General features: G+C 71.8%; 15 protein-coding genes. 10 read left to right on the forward strand and 5 right to left on the reverse strand.

Translation table 11 applies throughout. The features are described 5' to 3' along the window. Positions 1-117 precede the first annotated feature (117 nt). The 3 genes from ACRAKH_RS10860 to ACRAKH_RS10870 all read right to left on the reverse strand — a co-directional run bounded on the left by ACRAKH_RS10860 (position 118) and on the right by ACRAKH_RS10870 (position 4,956). Positions 118-1,161, reverse strand: coding sequence for a LacI family DNA-binding transcriptional regulator (locus tag ACRAKH_RS10860; protein ID WP_380723943.1), 1,044 nt, complete (start codon positions 1,159-1,161; stop codon positions 118-120). Between the two features lie 4 nt (positions 1,162-1,165). Then, a complete protein-coding gene (locus tag ACRAKH_RS10865; protein ID WP_380723942.1) occupies positions 1,166-3,547 on the reverse strand; it encodes a glycoside hydrolase family 3 C-terminal domain-containing protein in 2,382 nt (793 codons plus the stop codon). Between the two features lie 164 nt (positions 3,548-3,711). Then, positions 3,712-4,956, reverse strand: a complete 1,245-nt coding sequence (locus ACRAKH_RS10870) for an ROK family transcriptional regulator (RefSeq protein WP_380723941.1) — start codon at positions 4,954-4,956, stop codon at positions 3,712-3,714. Between the two features lie 186 nt (positions 4,957-5,142). Here ACRAKH_RS10870 and ACRAKH_RS10875 point away from each other — a divergent pair, with 186 nt between their 5' ends. The 6 genes from ACRAKH_RS10875 to ACRAKH_RS10900 are packed head-to-tail and all read left to right on the forward strand — an operon-like array spanning position 5,143 to position 12,373. Further along, a complete protein-coding gene (locus tag ACRAKH_RS10875; protein ID WP_380723940.1) occupies positions 5,143-6,804 on the forward strand; it encodes an ABC transporter substrate-binding protein in 1,662 nt (553 codons plus the stop codon). Further along, complete coding sequence (locus ACRAKH_RS10880) at positions 6,801-7,934, forward strand: ABC transporter ATP-binding protein (protein WP_380723939.1); 1,134 nt, start codon at positions 6,801-6,803, stop codon at positions 7,932-7,934. Before ACRAKH_RS10875 ends, ACRAKH_RS10880 begins: the two co-directional genes overlap by 4 nt. Continuing rightward, positions 7,931-8,911 (forward strand): ABC transporter permease, encoded by a 981-nt coding sequence (locus ACRAKH_RS10885; protein ID WP_380723938.1) that lies wholly within the window; start codon positions 7,931-7,933, stop codon positions 8,909-8,911. Before ACRAKH_RS10880 ends, ACRAKH_RS10885 begins: the two co-directional genes overlap by 4 nt. Before the next feature lie 3 nt (positions 8,912-8,914). Further along, positions 8,915-9,910, forward strand: coding sequence for an ABC transporter permease (locus ACRAKH_RS10890; RefSeq protein ID WP_380723937.1), 996 nt, complete (start codon positions 8,915-8,917; stop codon positions 9,908-9,910). Beyond that, positions 9,907-10,914, forward strand: coding sequence for an ABC transporter ATP-binding protein (locus ACRAKH_RS10895; protein WP_380723936.1), 1,008 nt, complete (start codon positions 9,907-9,909; stop codon positions 10,912-10,914). Before ACRAKH_RS10890 ends, ACRAKH_RS10895 begins: the two co-directional genes overlap by 4 nt. 55 nt (positions 10,915-10,969) lie before the next feature. Next, a complete protein-coding gene (locus ACRAKH_RS10900; RefSeq protein WP_380723950.1) occupies positions 10,970-12,373 on the forward strand; it encodes a GH1 family beta-glucosidase in 1,404 nt (467 codons plus the stop codon). Positions 12,374-12,429: 56 nt separating this feature from the next. Here ACRAKH_RS10900 and ACRAKH_RS10905 read toward each other — a convergent pair whose 3' ends face one another. Next, a complete protein-coding gene (locus tag ACRAKH_RS10905; protein ID WP_380723935.1) occupies positions 12,430-14,565 on the reverse strand; it encodes a discoidin domain-containing protein in 2,136 nt (711 codons plus the stop codon). A gap of 184 nt (positions 14,566-14,749) precedes the next feature. Here ACRAKH_RS10905 and ACRAKH_RS10910 point away from each other — a divergent pair, with 184 nt between their 5' ends. The 4 genes from ACRAKH_RS10910 (at position 14,750) to ACRAKH_RS10925 (ending at position 17,249) form a co-directional block, all read left to right on the forward strand. Continuing rightward, a complete protein-coding gene (locus ACRAKH_RS10910) occupies positions 14,750-15,679 on the forward strand; it encodes a DUF1996 domain-containing protein (RefSeq protein WP_380723934.1) in 930 nt (309 codons plus the stop codon). Next, positions 15,676-16,212 (forward strand): DUF305 domain-containing protein, encoded by a 537-nt coding sequence (locus ACRAKH_RS10915; protein WP_380723933.1) that lies wholly within the window; start codon positions 15,676-15,678, stop codon positions 16,210-16,212. Before ACRAKH_RS10910 ends, ACRAKH_RS10915 begins: the two co-directional genes overlap by 4 nt. A 93-nt stretch (positions 16,213-16,305) precedes the next feature. Continuing rightward, entirely contained in the window at positions 16,306-16,920 is a 615-nt protein-coding gene (locus ACRAKH_RS10920; RefSeq protein WP_380723932.1) for a uracil-DNA glycosylase, read from the forward strand. 107 nt (positions 16,921-17,027) lie between these two features. Further along, on the forward strand, positions 17,028-17,249 hold the full coding sequence (locus ACRAKH_RS10925; RefSeq protein ID WP_380723931.1) for a hypothetical protein: 222 nt from the start codon (positions 17,028-17,030) through the stop codon (positions 17,247-17,249). A 22-nt stretch (positions 17,250-17,271) separates the two neighbouring features. On the opposite strand, the gene ACRAKH_RS10930 is transcribed toward ACRAKH_RS10925, so the two are convergent. Then, positions 17,272-18,345 (reverse strand): ATP-dependent DNA ligase, encoded by a 1,074-nt coding sequence (locus tag ACRAKH_RS10930; protein WP_380723930.1) that lies wholly within the window; start codon positions 18,343-18,345, stop codon positions 17,272-17,274. Between the last annotated feature and the right edge of the window lie 108 nt (positions 18,346-18,453).

Genomic DNA, 18,453 nt, shown 5'->3' on the forward strand with positions numbered 1-18,453 from the left:
ACCTGACGAGGTAAGGGGCGGAAGATGGCCCGGAGCAATGCCTCCGTGGCACCGGAGGCGCTGAGAGAGCGCTCTCTCGGAGCGTAACGCTCACGTCACGACGACGTCAACGACGCCTCAACCGGATTCCCGCACCACCAGCGCCGGGTCGAAGATGACCGACTTCGGCGGCAGGCCGGGCTGGTCCACGTGGGTCAGCAGCAGGCGGGCCATCTCGGCGGCCATGTCCTCGACCGGTTGGCGCACGGTGGTCAGCCGCGGCCGGCACACCAGCGCCGGGTTGCTGTCGTCGAAGCCCACCACGGCCACGTCCTCCGGCACCCGCCTGCCGTGCTTCTGCAGCACCAGCAACGCGCCCTGCGCCATCAGGTCGTTCGCCGCGAACAGGCCGTCGATGCCGGGGTGCTCGGCCAGCAGCCGCTCGGTCGCGGCCTCGCCGCTGGCCGACGTGAACCCGCCCTCGGCGATCGGGACGTACGGGAAGCCGTGCCGCGCCATCGCGTCCCGGAACCCGGTCAGCCGGTCCTGCGACGCGGGCACGTCCAGCGGGCCGGTCACCGTGGCGACCTGGGTGCGTCCCGCCCCCACCAGCCGGTCGGCGGCGAGCTTCGCCCCCGCCTGGTGGTCGAGGTCGACGTAGCTGATCGGCACCGGCCGGGCGGGCCGCGCGAACAGCACCGCGGGCAGCTCCGCCTCCACCAGCCGGGCGGGCAGCGGGTCCTCGGCGTGGGTCGAGACGAGCAGCGCGCCGTCCGCGCTGCCCTGCCGCAGGAACCCCATGACGTCCTCGCGCGCCCGTTCCGTGTCGGCCACCATCAGCACCGGGTGCACGTTGCGGGTGCGCAGGAACCCGAGCACCCCGCTGGCCACCCGGCCGAAGAACGGGTCCGCGAACACGCGGGCCGCGAACGCGTCCTCCTCGCCGGGGTCGCCCGCGCCGGACACCACCAGCGCGATCGTCCCGGCCCGCTTCGTCACCAGCGATCGGGCCGCGCGGTTGGGCGCGTACCCGGTCTTGTCGATCGCGGCCCGCACGACCTCCTGGATCTTGTGGTCGACGTTGCGGGTGCCGTTGACGACCCGCGAGACGGTGGCGCGGGACACGCCGGCGACCCGCGCCACGTCCTCCAACGTCGGCGGGGCCGTCGGCGGTCTGCTCATGCGCCTATTCTGCCACGTGTGGAGAGCGCTCTCCGAGAGTGAGCGGCGTGTCGCCCGCGGACGGGCCCACCAGCAGGGTGAACCCGCCCGGCTCGACCGCCCACCCCTCCGGCGTCCAGTGCCGGTACGCCCGCTCGGGCACCTCGACGTCCACCTCGACCGCCTCGCCCGCCGCCGCCGACACCGCGGCCCACCCGCCCAGCCAGCGCTCGGGCCGTTCCACCGCGCTGCCCGGCCGCGTCACGTACACCTGCACGACCTCGCGCCCGACCCGCCCGCCGGTGTTGCGCACCCGCACCCGGACGCCGCCGGCCGTCGCCACGGCCTCCTCGTACGCCCACGTCGTGTACCCGAGGCCGTGCCCGAACCAGTAGGCCGGCTCGGCGCCGGAGCGGCGCCAGGCGCGGTAGCCGACGTGCAGGCCCTCGTCGTAGCGCAGCACGCCGTCCCGCGGCGTCACGTCCGACACCGGCAGGTCGGCCCCGGCGGCGGCCCACGTCGTCGGCAGCCGCCCGCCGGGCTCGCGGAAGCCGAACAGCACGTCGGCCAGCCCGTGCCCGGCCTCCTGGCCGGGGAACCAGGTCAGCAGCACCGCCGCCACCTCGTCCCGCCACGGCAGCTCGACCGGCCCGCCGGAGTTGACCACGACCACCGTCCGGTCGTTCACCGCCCGGACCGCGCGCACCAGCTCGTCCTGCCGGCCGGGCAGGGCCAGGGACGTGCGGTCGAAGCCCTCGCTCTCGATCTCGTCCGTGGTGCCGACCACGACCACGGCGACGTCGCTCGCGCGGGCCAGCTCCACCGCCAGCGCGAGCTCGTCGTCCTCGCTCAGCCGGGGCGGGTCGGCGGCCAGCACGGTGGCCGTCCCGGTGTCCGCGCGCAGCTCGCGGCGGGCCAGGAGGTCCACCGTCGTGCCCGCGTCGAGGTGCACGGTGGCGTGCCGGTATGGCGGGGTGAGGTGGATGACCGCCGGGTCGTCGGTGTCGAGCGGCACGTCCTCGTCCACGACCCGCGCGCCGGCCACGTCGAGCGTGAGGCGGCCGAACCCGGCGACGGAGATCCGCCAGTCGCCCGTCGCGTCCACCGCCAGCCGCCCGCTGACCTCCACCGTGCGCGCGCCGTCGACCAGCGGCACCTCCAGCACGCGGCCGAGGAGCCGGTGCTCGGCGGACAGCTCCGCGCCGTCGGCGTCGAGGAGCCGGACCAGCACGCCGGGCACGTCGTCGTGCGGGTGGCGGGAGTTGCCGGTGGTGAGCGGCGCGGGCCGGTCCGCGAGCCGGACGCCGGCCGTGTGCACGACGTCCGCGACCTCCGCCAGCCCGTCGAGGAACGACACCACGGACTCGGGGTAGACGCCCGCGCTGCCACCGCCCTGGATGCGGGCGGTGGCCGCGTTGGGGCCGAGGACGGCGACCTTCGCGCCGGGGGACAGCGGAAGGGCGCCGTCGTTGCGGAGCAGCACGGTGCTCGCCGCCACCGCCTCGCGCAGCAGGTCGAGCGGCGCGTCGACCTCGGGCCGCGACGGCGTGGCGCCGTTCAGCGCGCCGACCCGCCCGGCCAGGCGGAGCAGCCGGCGAACCTTGTCGTCCAGCGCGCTCTCCGGCACCTCGCCGTTGTCGACGGCGTCGGCGAGGGCGTTCCACGGGCTCTCCGGACCGGGCATGGCGAGGTCCTGGGCGGCCCGGCCGGACGCCACCGTCGAGCGCACCGCGCCCCAGTCGGACACGACCAGCCCGTCGAAGCCCCAGGAGCCCTTCAGCGGCTCGTCGAGCAGCGGGTTCTCGGACATGGTGGTCCCGTTGACCGCGTTGTAGGCGGACATCACCACCCACACCCCGGCCTCGACGGCGGCCTCGAACGGCACCAGGTACAGCTCGTGCAGGACGCGGTCGGCGACGCGGGCGTCCAGCGTCATGCGCTCGGTCTCGGAGTCGTTGGCGACGTAGTGCTTGGCCGTCGCGGCCACCCCGCCGCCCTGCACGCCCCGGATGTAGGCCGCGCCGATGCGGGCCGTCAGCACCGGGTCCTCCGAGTAGCACTCGAAGTGCCGTCCCGCGAACGGCGAGCGGTGCAGGTTCAGGGTCGGGGCCAGCAGCACGTCGACGCCCTTGCGGCGGGCCTCGGCGGCGAGCAGGCCGCCCAGCCGCGCGACCAGCTCGACGTCCCAGGTGGCGGCCAGGGCGGTGGGGGAGGGCAGCGCCAGCGACGTGCTGCGCTCGTCCCACCCCTGGCCGCGCACCCCGATCGGGCCGTCGGACACGACGATCGACCGCAGGCCGAGGTCCGGCTCGTCGTGCGTCCGCCAGGCCGTCGCGCCGGTCAGCAGCCGGGCCTTGCGCGCCACGTCCACCTTGCCGACCAGGAGGTCCAGGTCAACGTCGTCCACCGGTGCCCCTTTGGTCGGAGAGCGCTCTCCGTGCCAGCCTCAGGCCAACCGCCCGCGCTGTCAACCCGCCGGGATCGGTCGGGTGACGCCGGGGCGAACGGCGGGGTGACGGGCGGTGGGGCGGGCGGTGAGGTGACGGCGGTCGGGTGACGCCGGGGGAACGGTCAGGCGATGTCGGCGCGGATCGCCGGCTTGCGGGGGTCGGCGGCGCGGTCGAGGAGGGCGGCCACCGGGAGGGTGGCGGCGCCGACCGCGACGGCGTCCGGGCCGAGGCGTCCCAGCTCGATCGAGATCTGCTCGTACGGGTGGCGCAGCGCGTGCGCGCGGGTGGCCGCGACGATCCGGTCCAGCTGGTGCGCGCCCAGCGCGAGCCCGGCCCAGCCGCCCAGCACGATCCGCTCGGGGTTGAACAGGTTCACCAGGTTCGCGATCCCGGCGCCCAGGTACCCCGCGGTCTCCTCCAGCACGCGGGCGGCGGTCTTGGAGCGCGGCGCGGCGGCGATCAGCGCGTCGACGCTGGACTGCTCGTCCGCGCCGGTCAGGTCCCGGCCGCGGGCCTTGCGGTAGCGGTCGAGGATGCCCTCGGCCCCCACGTACGCCTCCAGGCAGCCGAGCGCGCCGCAGCGGCACGGTCGCCCGCCGTACACGATGGTGGTGTGCCCCCACTCGCCGGCCGAACTGGTCGCACCCCGGTAGACGCCGCCGTCGGTCACGACGGCCGCGCCGACACCCGACCCGATGAGCGCCACGACCACGTGCCGGGCGCCCCGCCCCGCGCCGAACCACATCTCGGCCTGACCCTGCGTCTTGGCGCCGTTCTCGACGTACAGCGGCCACGCGTCGCCGGACGCGGAGGTGATCAGCTCGGTCAGCGGCACGCCGTCCCACCCGATGGTGGGCGCGTGCACGACGGCGTGCCCGGTGCCGTCGACGGTCGGGACCTGCTCCACCGTGCCGGGCACGCCGATGCCGACGCCGAGCACGGTTGACCCCGGCACCCCGGCCGCGGCGACGACGTCGCGGACCGAGGAGGCGATCAGCGCCGCCACGTCGGCGGGCGAGGACGGCGACAACGCGTGGTCGAACGCGGCCAGTTGCGCCAGGGACAGGTCGAACAGCTCGACCTTGATGCCGGTCTCGCCGACGTCCACGCCCACGACGTGCCCGAACGCCGGGTTGACGCGCAGCAGCACGCGCGGCCGGCCGCCGTCGGAGTCCACGGAACCGGCTTCCACGACGAGCCCGTCGTCCACCAGCTCACCGGTCACGTTGGACACGGTGGCGGCCGACAGGCCGGACAGCCGGGACAGCTCGTGCCTGCTCAGCGGACCGTCGAAGAACAGCGTCGACAGCAGCGTCGATCGGTTCTGCCGACGCAGGTCGCGGACGGTGGTGCGCTTCGGAGCCACGGGCCCACCTTAGTTTGCGACTTAAAATTAGACTAAGTTTGTAACCTGGTCGTTATTGACGTGACTTGGCTCACCGGGGTTGAGTCTGCAACGACACGAGGACGCGAGCAGCGTCCCAGCCGCGATGGCACCCGCGGCCCGCACCACGAGCGCTCGCACTTCCCCCCCGCCCGACAAGGAGAACCCATGCGACTCAGGCGAACGTCCGTCCTCGCCGTCGCGGCAGCACTGCTGTTCTCGGCCGCCTGCTCGGCCACGAACCCCGGCGCGAACAGCGGCGGCACCGGCGGCGTGCTGAACGTCGGCATGCCCAACGGTCCGCAGACCGAGAACAACAACCCGTTCCTGAACACGTCCGCGGCCAGCTCGCTCGGCTACCGCCGGCTGATCTTCGAGCCGCTGGCGATGGTCAACGAGACCAACCCCACGGAGAAGCCCAAGCCGTGGCTGGCCACCGAGTGGGCGTGGTCGGACAACTACAGCAAGCTGAGCCTGACCATCCGCGACGGCGCGACGTGGTCCGACGGCAAGCCGCTGACCGCCGAGGACGTGGCGTTCACCTTCGAGCTGCTGAAGAAGAACCCCGGCCTGAACGTCGACTCCGTGCCCTACGACGCGATCACCACGTCCGGGAACAAGGTCGAGGTCGGCTTCCCCCGCTCGCAGTTCGTCAACCAGAAGAAGATCTTCGAGCAGCTGATCGTGCCCAAGCACATCTGGTCGACGATCGCCAACCCGAGCACGGACCCGGTCAAGACCCCGGTCGGCAGCGGCCCGTACACGCTGAAGACCTTCACGTCGCAGACCGTCACGCTGGCCGTCCGCGACTCGTACTGGCAGGAGCTGCCGAAGGTCAAGGAGGTCCGCTACACCTCCTACAGCGACAACAACGCGCAGACCACCGCGCTGGCGACCGGCGCGGCCGAGTGGAGCTTCGTGTTCATCCCGAACTACGAGGCCGTCTACACCTCGAAGGACCCGGCGCACCACAAGCTCTACTTCCCGCCGGTGCTCGGCATCCACGGCCTGTGGTTCAACACCAAGGTCGCGCCGTGGGACAACCCGGCCCTGCGCCGGGCGGTCAACATGGTGATCAACCGCGACGACATCTTCACCCAGGGCGAGGCCGGGTACTTCTACCCGAAGGTCGACAACATCACCGGCATCCCGACGCCCGCCGGCGACTCCTACATCGCGCCCGAGTTCAAGGACGAGGTCGTCACGGTCGACGTCGAGGGCGCGAAGAAGGAGCTGGCCGCCGCCGGCTTCACCCTCCAGGGCGACAAGCTGCTCGACCCGTCGGGCAAGCCGGTCACGCTGAAGATGACCGTGCCGTCCGGCTGGTCGGACTACGTGACGAACCTGGAGATCATCAAGGACAACGTGTCCAAGATCGGCATCGAGGCCACGGTCGACCTGCCGAACGCCGACGCGTGGAGCAAGGCGCTCGACACCGGTGACTTCCAGGCCGCGCTGCACTGGACCAACAACGGTCCGACGCCGTACGACATCTACGAGAACATCATGAACGGCGCGCTGTACAAGCCGATCGGCGAGGGCGGCATCAACGGCAACTACGGCCGTTACGAGAACCCCGAGGCGACCGCGCTGCTCAACGAGTACGCCAACGCCGCCGACGACGCCGCCCGCAACGCGGCCCTGCACAAGATCCAGCAGATCCACGTGCGGGACATGCCGGTGGCCATCACCTCCGCCGCCAACGCGGGTGGTCAGTACAGCACGAAGAACTGGGTCGGCTGGCCGGACAAGGAGAACCCGTACGCGCCCGCCCAGCCCACGCTGGAGAACGCGCTCGACGTGGTCATGCACCTGAAGCCGGCCGCATGACGACGAGCACTTCACCGTCGGCCTCCGGGACCACTGAGGTGGTCCTGGAGGCCGACGGCCTGACCAAGCACTTCCCGGTCCGCAAGCGCGGGCGAGAGCTGCTGTCCCGGACCCAGCGCTCGGTGCGCGCGGTCGAGGACGTGACGCTCGGGCTGCACCGCGGCCGGGTCACCGCGCTGGTCGGCGAGTCCGGCTCGGGCAAGTCGACGGTGGCCCGGCTGCTGGCGCAGCTCTACCCCCAGACCTCCGGCTCCATCCGGCTGCACGGCGAGCCGGTGCGGACCAAGGGCAGCAAGCGCTTCCGGGCGTACAGCAAGCGCGTCCAGATGATCTTCCAGGACCCGTTCGCCTCGCTGAACCCCGTGCACACCGTGCGCTACCACCTGACCCGCGCGTTGAAGATCCACGGCAACGCGGGCAGGACGCCGCAGGAGCTGGAAGAGGCGCTGGCCAACCTGCTCACCCGCGTGCAGCTCACCCCACCCGAGCGGTACGTGGACAAGTTCCCGCACGAGCTGTCCGGCGGCCAGCGCCAGCGCGTGGCGATCGCCCGCGCCCTGGGCGCCGACCCGGAGGTGCTGCTGGCCGACGAGCCGGTGTCCATGCTGGACGTCTCCATCCGGCTCGGCGTGCTGAACCTGCTGCGCGACCTCAAGGAGCGCTTGCACCTCGCGATCCTCTACATCACGCACGACATCGCGTCGGCCCGCTACTTCGCCGACGAGACGTTCGTGATGTACGCCGGGCGCGTGGTCGAGGGCGGCGACAGCGAGACCGTCACCCAGCGACCCGCCCACCCGTACACCCAGCTGCTCATCGACTCCGCGCCGGACCCCGACCGGCCCGCCGTGCAGGAGAAGGACGGCGGCACGGGCGAGCCGCCGTCGCTGATCAAGCCCCCCGACGGCTGCCGGTTCAACCCGCGCTGCCCGCACGCGATGAAGGTCTGCGCGGAGAAGGTGCCGCCGCGGTTCGCCATCGGTGACGACGGCGACGGCGGCGGTGCCGGCGGCCACTTCGCCGCGTGCTGGCTCTACGGCGACGACCTGTCCGAAGGCGACAAGATCAAGCTCCGAGTCGTGGGGGTCACGTCCGACAGGACCGCCGCCGGCGCCGAGGAGGTGCTGTGAGCTACCTCCTCAAGCGGATCGCGTTCTACCTGTTCACCGCGTGGGCCGCGATCACCATCAACTTCTTCATCCCCCGCGTCATCCCGGGCGACCCGGTGCAGTCGCTGATCACCCGCTCGCGCGGCCAGATGACCAGCGAGGCCGTGCAGTCGCTCTACGTGCTGTTCGGGCTCGACAAGGACGCGAGCCTGGTCGAGCAGTACTTCAGCTACCTCGGTCAGCTGTTCCGCGGCGACCTCGGCCTGTCGTTCACCCACTTCCCGTCGCCGGTGTCGCAGGTCCTCGGCGACGGCCTGCCGTGGACGTTGGGGCTCGTCGGCATCACGACCGTGCTCGGCTTCGTCATCGGCACGGCGCTGGGCGCGGGCATCGGCTGGCGCCGAGGCTCGTGGGCCGACGCGCTGATCCCGGTGACCACGTTCGTGTCGTCCATCCCGTACTTCTGGCTGGGCCTGATCGCGATCGCCCTGCTGACCGGCCCGGACAGCTTCTTCCCGGCCTCCGGCGCCTACGACGGCGGCCTGGTGCCCAACCCGGACCCCCAGTTCATCGGCAGCGTGCTGCGGCACGGCCTCCTGCCCGCGTTCACCATCCTGATCTCGTCCATGGCGGGCTGGATCCTGTCGATGCGCAACATGATGGTCACGGTGGCCTCGGAGGACTACGTGACCGTCGCGCACGCCAAGGGCCTGTCCGACCGGCGGGTGATGTTGTCGTACGCGGCCCGCAACGCGCTGCTGCCCAACGTCTCCGGGTTCGCCCTGTCGCTGGGCTTCATCGTCGGCGGCACGCTGCTGGTGGAGATCGTGTTCTCCTACCCGGGGCTCGGTCTGCAGCTGTTCCAGGCCGTCGGCGCCAAGGACTACCCGCTCATGCAGGGCATCTTCCTCATCATCACGCTGTCCGTGCTGCTGGCGAACTTCCTCGCCGACGTGGCCTACCTCGCGCTCGACCCGCGCACCCGACGGGAGGGCTGAGCAGTGACCGTCGTACCCACCACCGGGACCGCGACCCCGGTCGCCGCGCCCGTGAAGCGCCGCCGGCTGCGGTTCGTGGCCAACCCCAAGGCGACCACCGGTCTGGTCGTCCTGGGCTTCTTCACCCTGCTCGCGATCATCGGGCCGTGGATCGCGCCGTACAACCCGTCGGAGCGCAGCAACGACCTGCTCCAGGGGCCGTCGGCCGCGCACTGGTTCGGCACCACCCACCTCGGCCAGGACATCTTCAGCCAGATCGTGGTCGGCACGCGCAGCGTCATGGTCGTCGGGTTCGTCGCGGGCCTCGTGGCGACGATCCTGTCGATCCTGGTCGGCGTCACGTCCGGCTACCTGGCCGGCGCCGGCAGCGAAGTGCTCTCCGCGCTGTCGAACGTGTTCCTGGTGCTCCCGGCGCTGCCGCTGATGATCATCATCACGTCCACCCTGCCGGAGACCGGGACGATGACCATCGCGCTGGTCATCGGCCTGACCTCGTGGGCCTGGGGCGCCCGCGTGCTGCGGGCGCAAACGCTGTCGTTGCGCGGGCGCGACTACATCGAGGCCGCGCGCGCGACCGGTGAGAAGACGTGGCGGATCATCCTGTTCGAGATCATGCCCAACCTCACCGCCGTCATCGCGTCCGGCTTCGTCGGCACGGTCATCTTCGCGGTGACCCTGGAGATCACGCTGGCGTTCATCGGCATCGGCGCGGGCGGCGACTGGAACTGGGGCACGGTCCTGTACTGGGCCCAGAGCCAGCAGGCCCTCGGGCAGGGCGCGTGGTGGTGGTTCGTGCCCGCGGGCCTGGCCATCGCGCTGCTGGGCACCGCGCTGTCGCTGGTGAACTTCGGCATCGACGAGTTCGTCAGCCCGCGACTGCGCGGCGGCGGCAAGACCGACGTCAAGACCGCCGACGGCCACACGGTCCGGATGCGCGTCGGCTTCACGCCGGTGCTCGCCACGAAAGCCGGGCCCGCGCAGGGAAGGGAGACACCGTGACCGACGCGGTGCTGGAGATCCGCGGCCTCAACGTGGACTACGGCCTGGGTGACGAGGCCGTCCACGCCATCCGCGACGTCGACCTCACCCTCCACCGGGGCGAGGTGCTCGGCCTCGCGGGCGAGAGCGGCAGCGGCAAGTCGACGTTGGCCTACGGCCTCACCAGGCTCCTGCCGCCGCCGGGCGTGATCACGAGCGGCGAGGTGCTGTACCACACCGACGGCGGCGCCCCGGTCGACGTGCTCCGGATGACCCACGCGGAGCTGCGGAAGTTCCGCTGGGCGGAGACCGCGATCGTGTTCCAGGGCGCGATGAACTCGCTCAACCCGGTGCACCGCATCTCCACCCAGCTCACCGACGTGATCCAGGCGCACGACCCCGGAGGCAGCAAAGCCGCCCGGCTGGCTCGGGCCCGCGAGCTGCTGAACCTGGTCGGCATCTCCGCCGACCGGCTGGACAGCTACCCGCACCAGCTGTCCGGCGGCATGCGGCAGCGCGTGATGATCGGCATGGCGCTCGCGCTGGAGCCGAAGGTCGTCATCATGGACGAGCCGACCACCGCCCTCGACGTGGTGGTGCAGCGGCAGATCCTGCGCCAGCTCGTGGAACTGCGCGAACGGCTCGGGTTCTCGGTCGTGTTCATCACCCACGACCTGTCCCTCCTGGTCGAGTTCTCCGACCGGATCGCGATCATGTACGGCGGGCGGATCGTCGAGGAGGCGAACTCCGCCGAGCTGTACCGGAACCCGTTGCACCCCTACAGCCACGGGTTGCTGAACTCGTTCCCGGCCCTGCGCGGGCCGAAGCGCGAGCTGACCGGCATCCCCGGCTCACCACCGGACCTGCGCGCGATGCCCTCGGGCTGCGCGTTCCACCCACGTTGTCCGCACGCAATGGAGCGCTGCGGTGTGGAGGTGCCGGTGCTCGGCGTCCCCCGTGACCACGAGGGGCCCGACCGCACCGTGGCCTGCTTGCTGCACCCCGTCCACGACAACGGGCTCTGAACCCGTCCACCACGACGGGTTCCGAACCTCCAGAGGAGTTTCCCCAGTGGAAAGTTTGACCGACACCACGGCGCCGACCGTCGGGCTCGACCCCGCGATCGGCACCCTGCCCGCCTCGTTCCGCTGGGGCGTGGCGACCTCGGCGTACCAGATCGAGGGGGCGCACGACGAGGACGGGCGCGGACCGTCCATCTGGGACACGTACTGCCGCACGCCGGGCATGGTGCACAACGGCGACAACGGCGACGTCGCGTGCGACCACTACCACCGGATGCCCGAGGACGTCGCGCTGATCCGCTCGCTCGGCGTGGACACCTACCGGTTCTCCGTCGCCTGGCCGCGCGTGCAGCCGGGCGGCAAGGGCCCGGTCAACGCGCCCGGCATGGCGTTCTACGACCGGCTGGTGGACGAGCTGCTCGGCCAGGGCATCGATCCCTGGGTGACGCTGTACCACTGGGACCTGCCGCAGGAGCTGGAGGACGCGGGCGGCTGGCCCGCCCGCGACACCGCCTACCGGTTCGCGGACTACTCGATGCTGGTGTTCGACGCGCTGTCCGACCGGGTCCGCACCTGGACCACGCTCAACGAGCCGTGGTGCTCGGCGATGCTCGGCTACTACGAGGGCCGCCAGGCGCCCGGCAGGCAGGACTTCGGCGCGGCCATCCACGCCGTGCACCACCTGCTCCTCGGGCACGGCCTGGCGATGCGGCGGATGCGCGCCGCGGCCCCGCCCGCGACCGAGTTCGGCATCACGCTCAACATGAGCCACGCCAGCCCGGCCACCGACAGCGAGGCCGACCGCGAGGCCGCCCGCCGCGCGGACGGCCTGTCCCGCCGCATCTACCTCGACCCGCTGGTGCGCGGCCAGTACCCGGCCGACGTGGTGGCGGACCTGGCCGCGCGCGGCGTGGAGATCCCGGTCGAGCCCGGCGACCTGGAGGTCATCCGGCAGCCGATCGACGTGCTGGGCGTGAACTACTACTCCAGCCACAAGTTCTCCGGCGTGGACGAGGCGGGCAACACGCACGACGCCGACGGCCTCCCGATCGACCGCACCGTGACGTTCGGCCGCCCGGTGACCGCGATGGACTGGGAGATCGTGCCCGAGGGCTTCACGAAGCTCCTGGTGCAGATCGCCGAGGAGTACCCCGGCGTGCCGATGGTCATCACGGAGAACGGCGCGGCGTTCGACGACGAGGCCGACGAGTCCGGGTTCGTCCGGGACGACGACCGCACCGCGTACCTGGAGTCGCACATCGCGGCGGTCGCCAAGGCGCGCACGGCGGGCGCCGACGTCCGCGGGTACTTCGCCTGGTCGCTGATGGACAACTTCGAGTGGTCCTACGGCTACGACAAGCGGTTCGGGCTCGTGCACGTGGACTACGAGACCCAGGTCCGCACGCCGAAGAGCAGCGCGCTGTGGTACCGGGACACGATCCGCCGCGTCAAGGGCAGCTGACCGGACGGCCGAGGGGCCGGGGGGAGTTCATCCCCCCGGCCCCTCCGCATGTCACATCAGCGCCGGTAGACGCCGAACTCGTAGAGCGAGTAACCCCATCCCGTGCCGCGCTGGGTGGCGTGCAGCCGCACGTACCGGGCGGTCGCGGTGACGTCGATCAAGTCGACGCCGCCGTTGCCGGTCGTGGTGCCGTGCACCGCCCGCCAGTTCACCCCGTCGTCGGACACCTGGATCTCGTACGCCCGGCCGTACGCGCCCTCCCACACCAGCTGCACGTGGTGGAACGTCGTCGGCGCGCCCAGGTCGACGCGCAGCCACTGCGGGTCGGCCCAGTCGGTGGCCCAGCGCGAGCTCGCGTTGCCGTCCACGGCGTTCGACGGCGGGAACGGCGCCCCGTCGCCCACCTGCTGGTAGGACGACGCCGTGACGGCCTTGTTCAGCGCCACGTTGACGCCCGCCGGCTGCGGCGCGACGACCCGGACCGACTTGGTCTCGATGCCGATGTTGCCGCGGCCGTCCTCGGCGATCACGTACACCTTCCACACGCCGAGCCGGTCGGGCGCGGTCACCGTCAGCCGGTTGCCGTTGACCTGCACGGGCGTGTTGGTGAGACCGCCGCTGTTGTCGATGTACTTGCTGTTGAACGCCGCCGACCACGCGATCGCGTCGCCGTTCGGGTCGCTCGCGGCCACGTCGATGGTCAGCTGCGCGCCCGCCGGGACGCTGGTCGGCAGGTTCATCGCGGTGATGACCGGCGGGGTGTTGGCGGGCGTCGCGCCGCCGAACGCCTTCTGCACCGCGTAGAACGACAGCCGCTTCTTGCCCGCCGGCGTCAGGTTGAACCACACCGCGCCGAAGTCGTACTCGGTGCCGTAGTGGAACAGCGTGCCGCCGAACGACACCCCGGTGTGCCCGGTGATGCAGTTCCACGCCTGGGTGTAGCCGTCGCGCTTCTGCACGTCGGTGGGCTCGCTGGGCACGCCGTTGACGTCGTTCGGCACCTCCCACTCGCCGGCCGGGCCGGCTTCGGTGAGGATGTACGGCTTGGTGTAGCCGCCGTCGACCCAGTCCTGGCGGACCTTGCAGACGTTGCCGTAGGAGTTGACCGAGTACACGTCGAGCGCGGGGGTGTGGGCCTTGAGGTAGACCCACGCGCCGGTCCACGCGTCCGTGTTGGTCACGGGGTGGTTGGTGTCGATGGCCTTGATGGCCAGCGCGGCCTCGTTGACGTACTTGGCGTACGCGACGCGCTGGTTCTCCAGCTCCGTGCCGGAGTAGCAGTTCTGCAGGCCGAGGATCGACTCGTTGCCCACGTTCCACATCAGCACGCCGGGGTGGTCCTTGTAGGCCGTGACCCACTGGCGGATGGTGTTGAGCATGTCCGACTTGTAGCCGGCGTCGGTGACGTAGTTGACGCAGCCGCCGGAGCCGGGGCCGCCGCCGGGCTGCAGCCAGAAGCCCGTCATGACGCGCAGGCCGTTGGCCGCGGCCGCGTCGAGGAGCGGTTTGGTGGTGGCGTCGGTGCCCCAGGTGCGCAGGGTGTTGACGCCCATGGACTTCAGCTCCGGCATGTGCCGGGCCGCGTCGGCGGCGGGCGGGCCCCAGGTGAGGCCCTTCACGGTCCACGGCTTCCCGTCGACGGTGAGCTGCCAGTTGCCCTGCGAGCCGGTGACGTGCACGCCGGTGCCGGGCGGGGGAGTGGTGCCCCGGGTGCCGTAGACGCGGAACTCCCACAGGGAGTAGCCGTAGCCGTTGGCGCGCTGGGTGCCGTGCACGCGGACGTACCGGCCGCTGCCGGTGACGTCGAAGCCCTGCCTGCCGCCGGTGCCGGCGGTGGTGGTGTGGACCGGGGTCCACGTGGTGCCGTCGGCGGAGACCTGGATCTGGAACGACGTGGCGTACGCCGCTTCCCAGTCCAGTTCGACCCGGCTCAGGGTCGAGGTGGCGCCCAGGTCGACGCGCAACCACTGCGGGTCGCTCCAGGCGCTGGCCCAGCGCGTGCCGGCGTTGCCGTCGACGGCCGCCGACGCGGGGGTGCCCGCGCCTTCGGTCGAGGACGCCGTGGCCGGCTTGCCCTGGGAGAGCAGCACGGGAGCCGCGGTCGCCGTGCCCGGGACCACGACGAGCCCCATGAGCAGGGCGAACCCCAGAAGTGCGGCCAACACCGTGCTGGCGGATCGGAGGCGGTACATGGCGTCTCCTGCCGGATTGTCGGGTCGAAGTGCGGGAGAGCGCTCTCTCAACCCGGCTCGAAGTGTTACGAGCGGACTACGGATCTGTCAACGTCCCGCCTATTGACACCGTTGCGGGCAGCGGGCAGCCTCATGTGGGAGAGCGCTCTCCCAGCCACGTTCCCACGTCGGCAGGAGGACAAAGGTGTCCCGAAAACTCCGCGCGCTGACCGCCACCGTCGCGGTCGGCCTCCTCGCGACCGCCTTGACGGTCGCGGTCCACTCGGCAGCGAGCCAGTCGGCCCAGGCCGACGAACTGGTCACGCACCACGAGTTCCAGGCCAACTGCTCGGTCACCACGCACCGCCCGGACGACCCGATCGTGTTCCCGGGACTTCCCGGCGCGTCCCACATGCACACGTTCCTGGGCAACCACTCCACGGACGCGCGCAGCACCAACGACTCGCTCAAGGCCGGCCAGACCAACTGCCGGACCCCCGACGACAAGTCCGCCTACTGGTTCCCGTCGCTCTACAACGGCGACCAGATCGTCCCGCCCAACTTCCCCCAGGTCATCTACTACAAGTCCGGAATCCTGAAGTACCAGGAGGTCCGGTCGTTCCCGGCCGGCATCCGGTTCGTGGTCGGCAGCCCGACCGCGACGCAGGACCAGTTCCGCACCGCGCCCGGCGCGGTCGAGGGCTGGGAGTGCGGAAACAGCGCGCACAACTGGGACTTCCCGTCGTACTGCCCGCCGGGCACCCAGCTCAACGTCCGGTACCAGGCGCCGAGTTGCTGGAACGGCCGGGACCTCGACTCGGCGGACCACAAGTCGCACATGGCGTACCCGGACCGGGCCACGCTGGTGTGCCCGTCCACGCACCCGGTGCCCGTGCCGATGCTGGAGTTCAAGATGGCGTTCCCCGTGTCCGGTGACATGTCGCGCGTGCGGCTGTCCAGCGGGCGCGGCTACACCTGGCACTACGACTTCATGAACGCGTGGGACGGTCCCACGCTGCAGGCTCTCGTCAGCCACTGCGTCAACGGCGGGCTCCAGTGCGACCCGCGCGGTTACGACCAGTACAAGCCGCACCGGGGCGCCGCCCTCGGGCCGGACTACCGGTTGCCGCGGTGACGTTGTCCTCGGCCACCCCGGGGCGCTTCCGGGCGCTCTGGGGTGGCGCCCTGCTGCTCCTGGCCGCCTGCGCGTCCCCGTCGCCGGCTTCCCCGCCGCCACCGTCGTCGTCCCCGTTCAACCCGACCGACACGGCGTGGATCCAGCTGATGATCCCGATGAACGAACAGCTCCTGCCCGCCCTCGACGTCGCGCCACCCGCACTGGCCCCGTTCGCGGCCGACCTGCGCGCGTCCCACGAGGAGGAACTCGGCCACCTGCGGCGGTTGCGCGACCGCGCGGGCCTCCCGGACGCGAACCCGCACGCCGGCCACCAGATGCCGGGCCTGGTCTCCGAGGCCGACCTGGCCGCGATCCGCCTCGACCCGTCGACGCTGGCCGTGAAGCTCCGCGAGCACCTCGACCAGGCGGCCTTGCTGGCGCGCGGCGAGCAGGACAGCGGCGGCGACCCGGAGACCCGCGACCTGGCGGCGTCGATCGCCGCCGCCCGCGCCGCGCAGTCGGCGGAACTCGCCGCGGTGACCGACCCGTGATCCCGCCGACCCCGAACCTCTTTCGGCTGAGATCGCGGCGCCCCCCGGACGGCGGATGGTCGGCCCAGGTCCGTGCCGGAACGCTTGCCAACCATGGACGTCTTCCCCTCCACCCCGAGGGCACACCGCAACCCCGTGGTCGTCGCGCGGAAGAAGGCCCTCCTCACCGCGCCGCACCTGGCGAAGCTGACGGAGTTCGCCCGGCGCGTCGCCACCGAGCGCAAGGCCGACGTGCCGCTGTTCGACCCCGCGAGCGGCGGCGTCAACGCCAAGGTCCTGCTGCTGCTGGAGTCGCCGGGGCCGGCGTCGGCGTCGACCACCGGCTCCGGCTTCAACTCCCTCGACAACGACGACCCGACGGCCGCCAACGTGTTCACCGCGATGGCGGAGGCCGGGCTGTCGCGGCGGGTGTGCCTGAACTGGAACGTGGTGCCCTGGTACCTGTCGAACCGCGCGCCGACGCCCGCGGAGCTGCGGGCGGCGGTGCCGTACCTGGTGGAGCTGCTGCGGATGCTGACGAGCCTCAAGGCCGTCGTCGTGCTGGGCAGGCCCGCGGGCACCGGCTGGACCCTGTCCGGCCGGGGCCACAAGCTGAAGGTGTCCAACGCCCCGCACCCGTCGCCGCTGTCCATCAACCGCGACCGGGCGGGCCGGTGGCCGCAGCTCGTGGACGCCTTCCGGCAGGCCGCCGAGGCGGTGAAGGACTGAGTCGACGGAGTGGGGACCGGTACCGCGGCCTTCCTCCCGGGACGTGTCGAATCCCGGCAGTCTCCTTCGTCGTACGGGTAGAGACACCCGCACGGAAGGAGACGGCCATGACCACGACCACCACGCCCATCACCCACAGGGACCGCGCCGTGCTCCGCGCCGTCGCGGAAGGCCGCTGCGTGTACGCCGCCGGCACGTTGCTGGTCGACGGGATCGGCTGCTGCGACCAGTTCGTCGGCCCGCGCCTGGCTCGCGCGGGTCTCATCGCGTCCCAGTCGGGCCCGGCACGCCTGACGGCCGACGGGATGGCCCTCCTGGCCACGGCCTGAACGCACGGGCGCTGACGACGGGCTAAGGCCGTTCCCGGCCCGCCGGCGGCGAGAACACCTCCATCAGCTCCGCCGGCGCGACCTCTTCGAGCTGCGCGTAGGTGCACGACCCGGGCGTGCGGTCCGGTCGGAAGCGGACGAGCCTGCTCGTGTGCCGGAACCGGCGCGCCTGCAGGTGCTCGTACCGCACCTCAACCACCAGTTCCGGTCGCAGCGGCTCCCACGTCAACGTCTTGGTCGGGTTCCAGCGGCTCTGCGCGCCGGGCGTGGCCGCGTCGACGCCGGCCCACTCCGCCCACGGGTGGCCGTCCAGCGCGCGCTCCCGGTACGGCGCCAGCTCGTCCACCAGCTCACGGCGCCGCGCGGCGGTGAAGCTGCTGGCCACGCCGACGTGGTGCAGCGCGCCCGCGTCGTCGAACAGCCCGAGCAGCAGCGACCCGACGCCCTCGCCGTCCTTGTGCGGCCGGTACCCGGCGACCACGCAGTCGGCGGTGCGCTCGTGCTTCACCTTCCACATCACCCGCTTGTCCTGCTCGTACGGCAGGTCGGTGCGCTTGGCCACCACGCCGTCGAACCCGGCGCCCTCGAACCGGGTGAACCAGTCCTGGGCGACGTCCGGGTCGTCCGTGGCGGGCGTCAGGTACAGGCCCGGCACGTCGCGCAGCGCCCCTTCGAGCAGCCGGCGGCGTTCCGCGAACGGCGTGCCGGTGAGGTCGCGGTCGTCCAGGGCGAGCAGGTCGAAGGCGACGAACCCGGCGGGCGTGTCGACGGCGAGCTTGCGCACCCGTGACGCGGCCGGGTGCAGCCGCAGCTGGAGCAGGTCGAAGCTCAACCCCTCGGGCGTGACGATGACGATCTCGCCGTCCACCACGCACCGGGGCGGCAGGCCCGCCGCCAGCACCTCGACCACCTCGGGGAAGTACCTGGTCAGCGGCCGGTCGTTGCGCGAGCCGAGTTCGAGCTCGGCGCCGTCGCGGAACACGACGCAGCGGAAGCCGTCCCACTTCGGCTCGAACACCAGGCCGGGCTCGCGCGGCACCGAGTGGACGGCCTTGGCGAGCATCGGCCGCACGGGTGGCATCACGGGGAGGTCCACGCCGCCGAGCGTAGGTCGAGCCGACGTTTTTCACCGTGGATGCGAATCAAGGACCGAACCTGTCCGCAATAGGTTCTACGGTTGCCTCAACACCGAAACGGAAGGCAG

The sequence above is a fragment of the Saccharothrix hoggarensis genome (assembly GCF_052936025.1).

What these genes read in the sequence shown, in the direction of transcription:
- ACRAKH_RS10860 (WP_380723943.1), bottom strand. Translation starts at nt 1,161, where the DNA reads ATGAGCAGACCGCCGACGGCCCCGCCGACGTTGGAGGACGTGGCGCGG.
- ACRAKH_RS10875 (WP_380723940.1), top strand. Translation starts at nt 5,143, where the DNA reads ATGCGACTCAGGCGAACGTCCGTCCTCGCCGTCGCGGCAGCACTGCTG.
- ACRAKH_RS10880 (WP_380723939.1), top strand. Translation starts at nt 6,801, where the DNA reads ATGACGACGAGCACTTCACCGTCGGCCTCCGGGACCACTGAGGTGGTC.
- ACRAKH_RS10905 (WP_380723935.1), bottom strand. Translation starts at nt 14,565, where the DNA reads ATGTACCGCCTCCGATCCGCCAGCACGGTGTTGGCCGCACTTCTGGGG.
- ACRAKH_RS10920 (WP_380723932.1), top strand. Translation starts at nt 16,306, where the DNA reads ATGGACGTCTTCCCCTCCACCCCGAGGGCACACCGCAACCCCGTGGTC.
- ACRAKH_RS10925 (WP_380723931.1), top strand. Translation starts at nt 17,028, where the DNA reads ATGACCACGACCACCACGCCCATCACCCACAGGGACCGCGCCGTGCTC.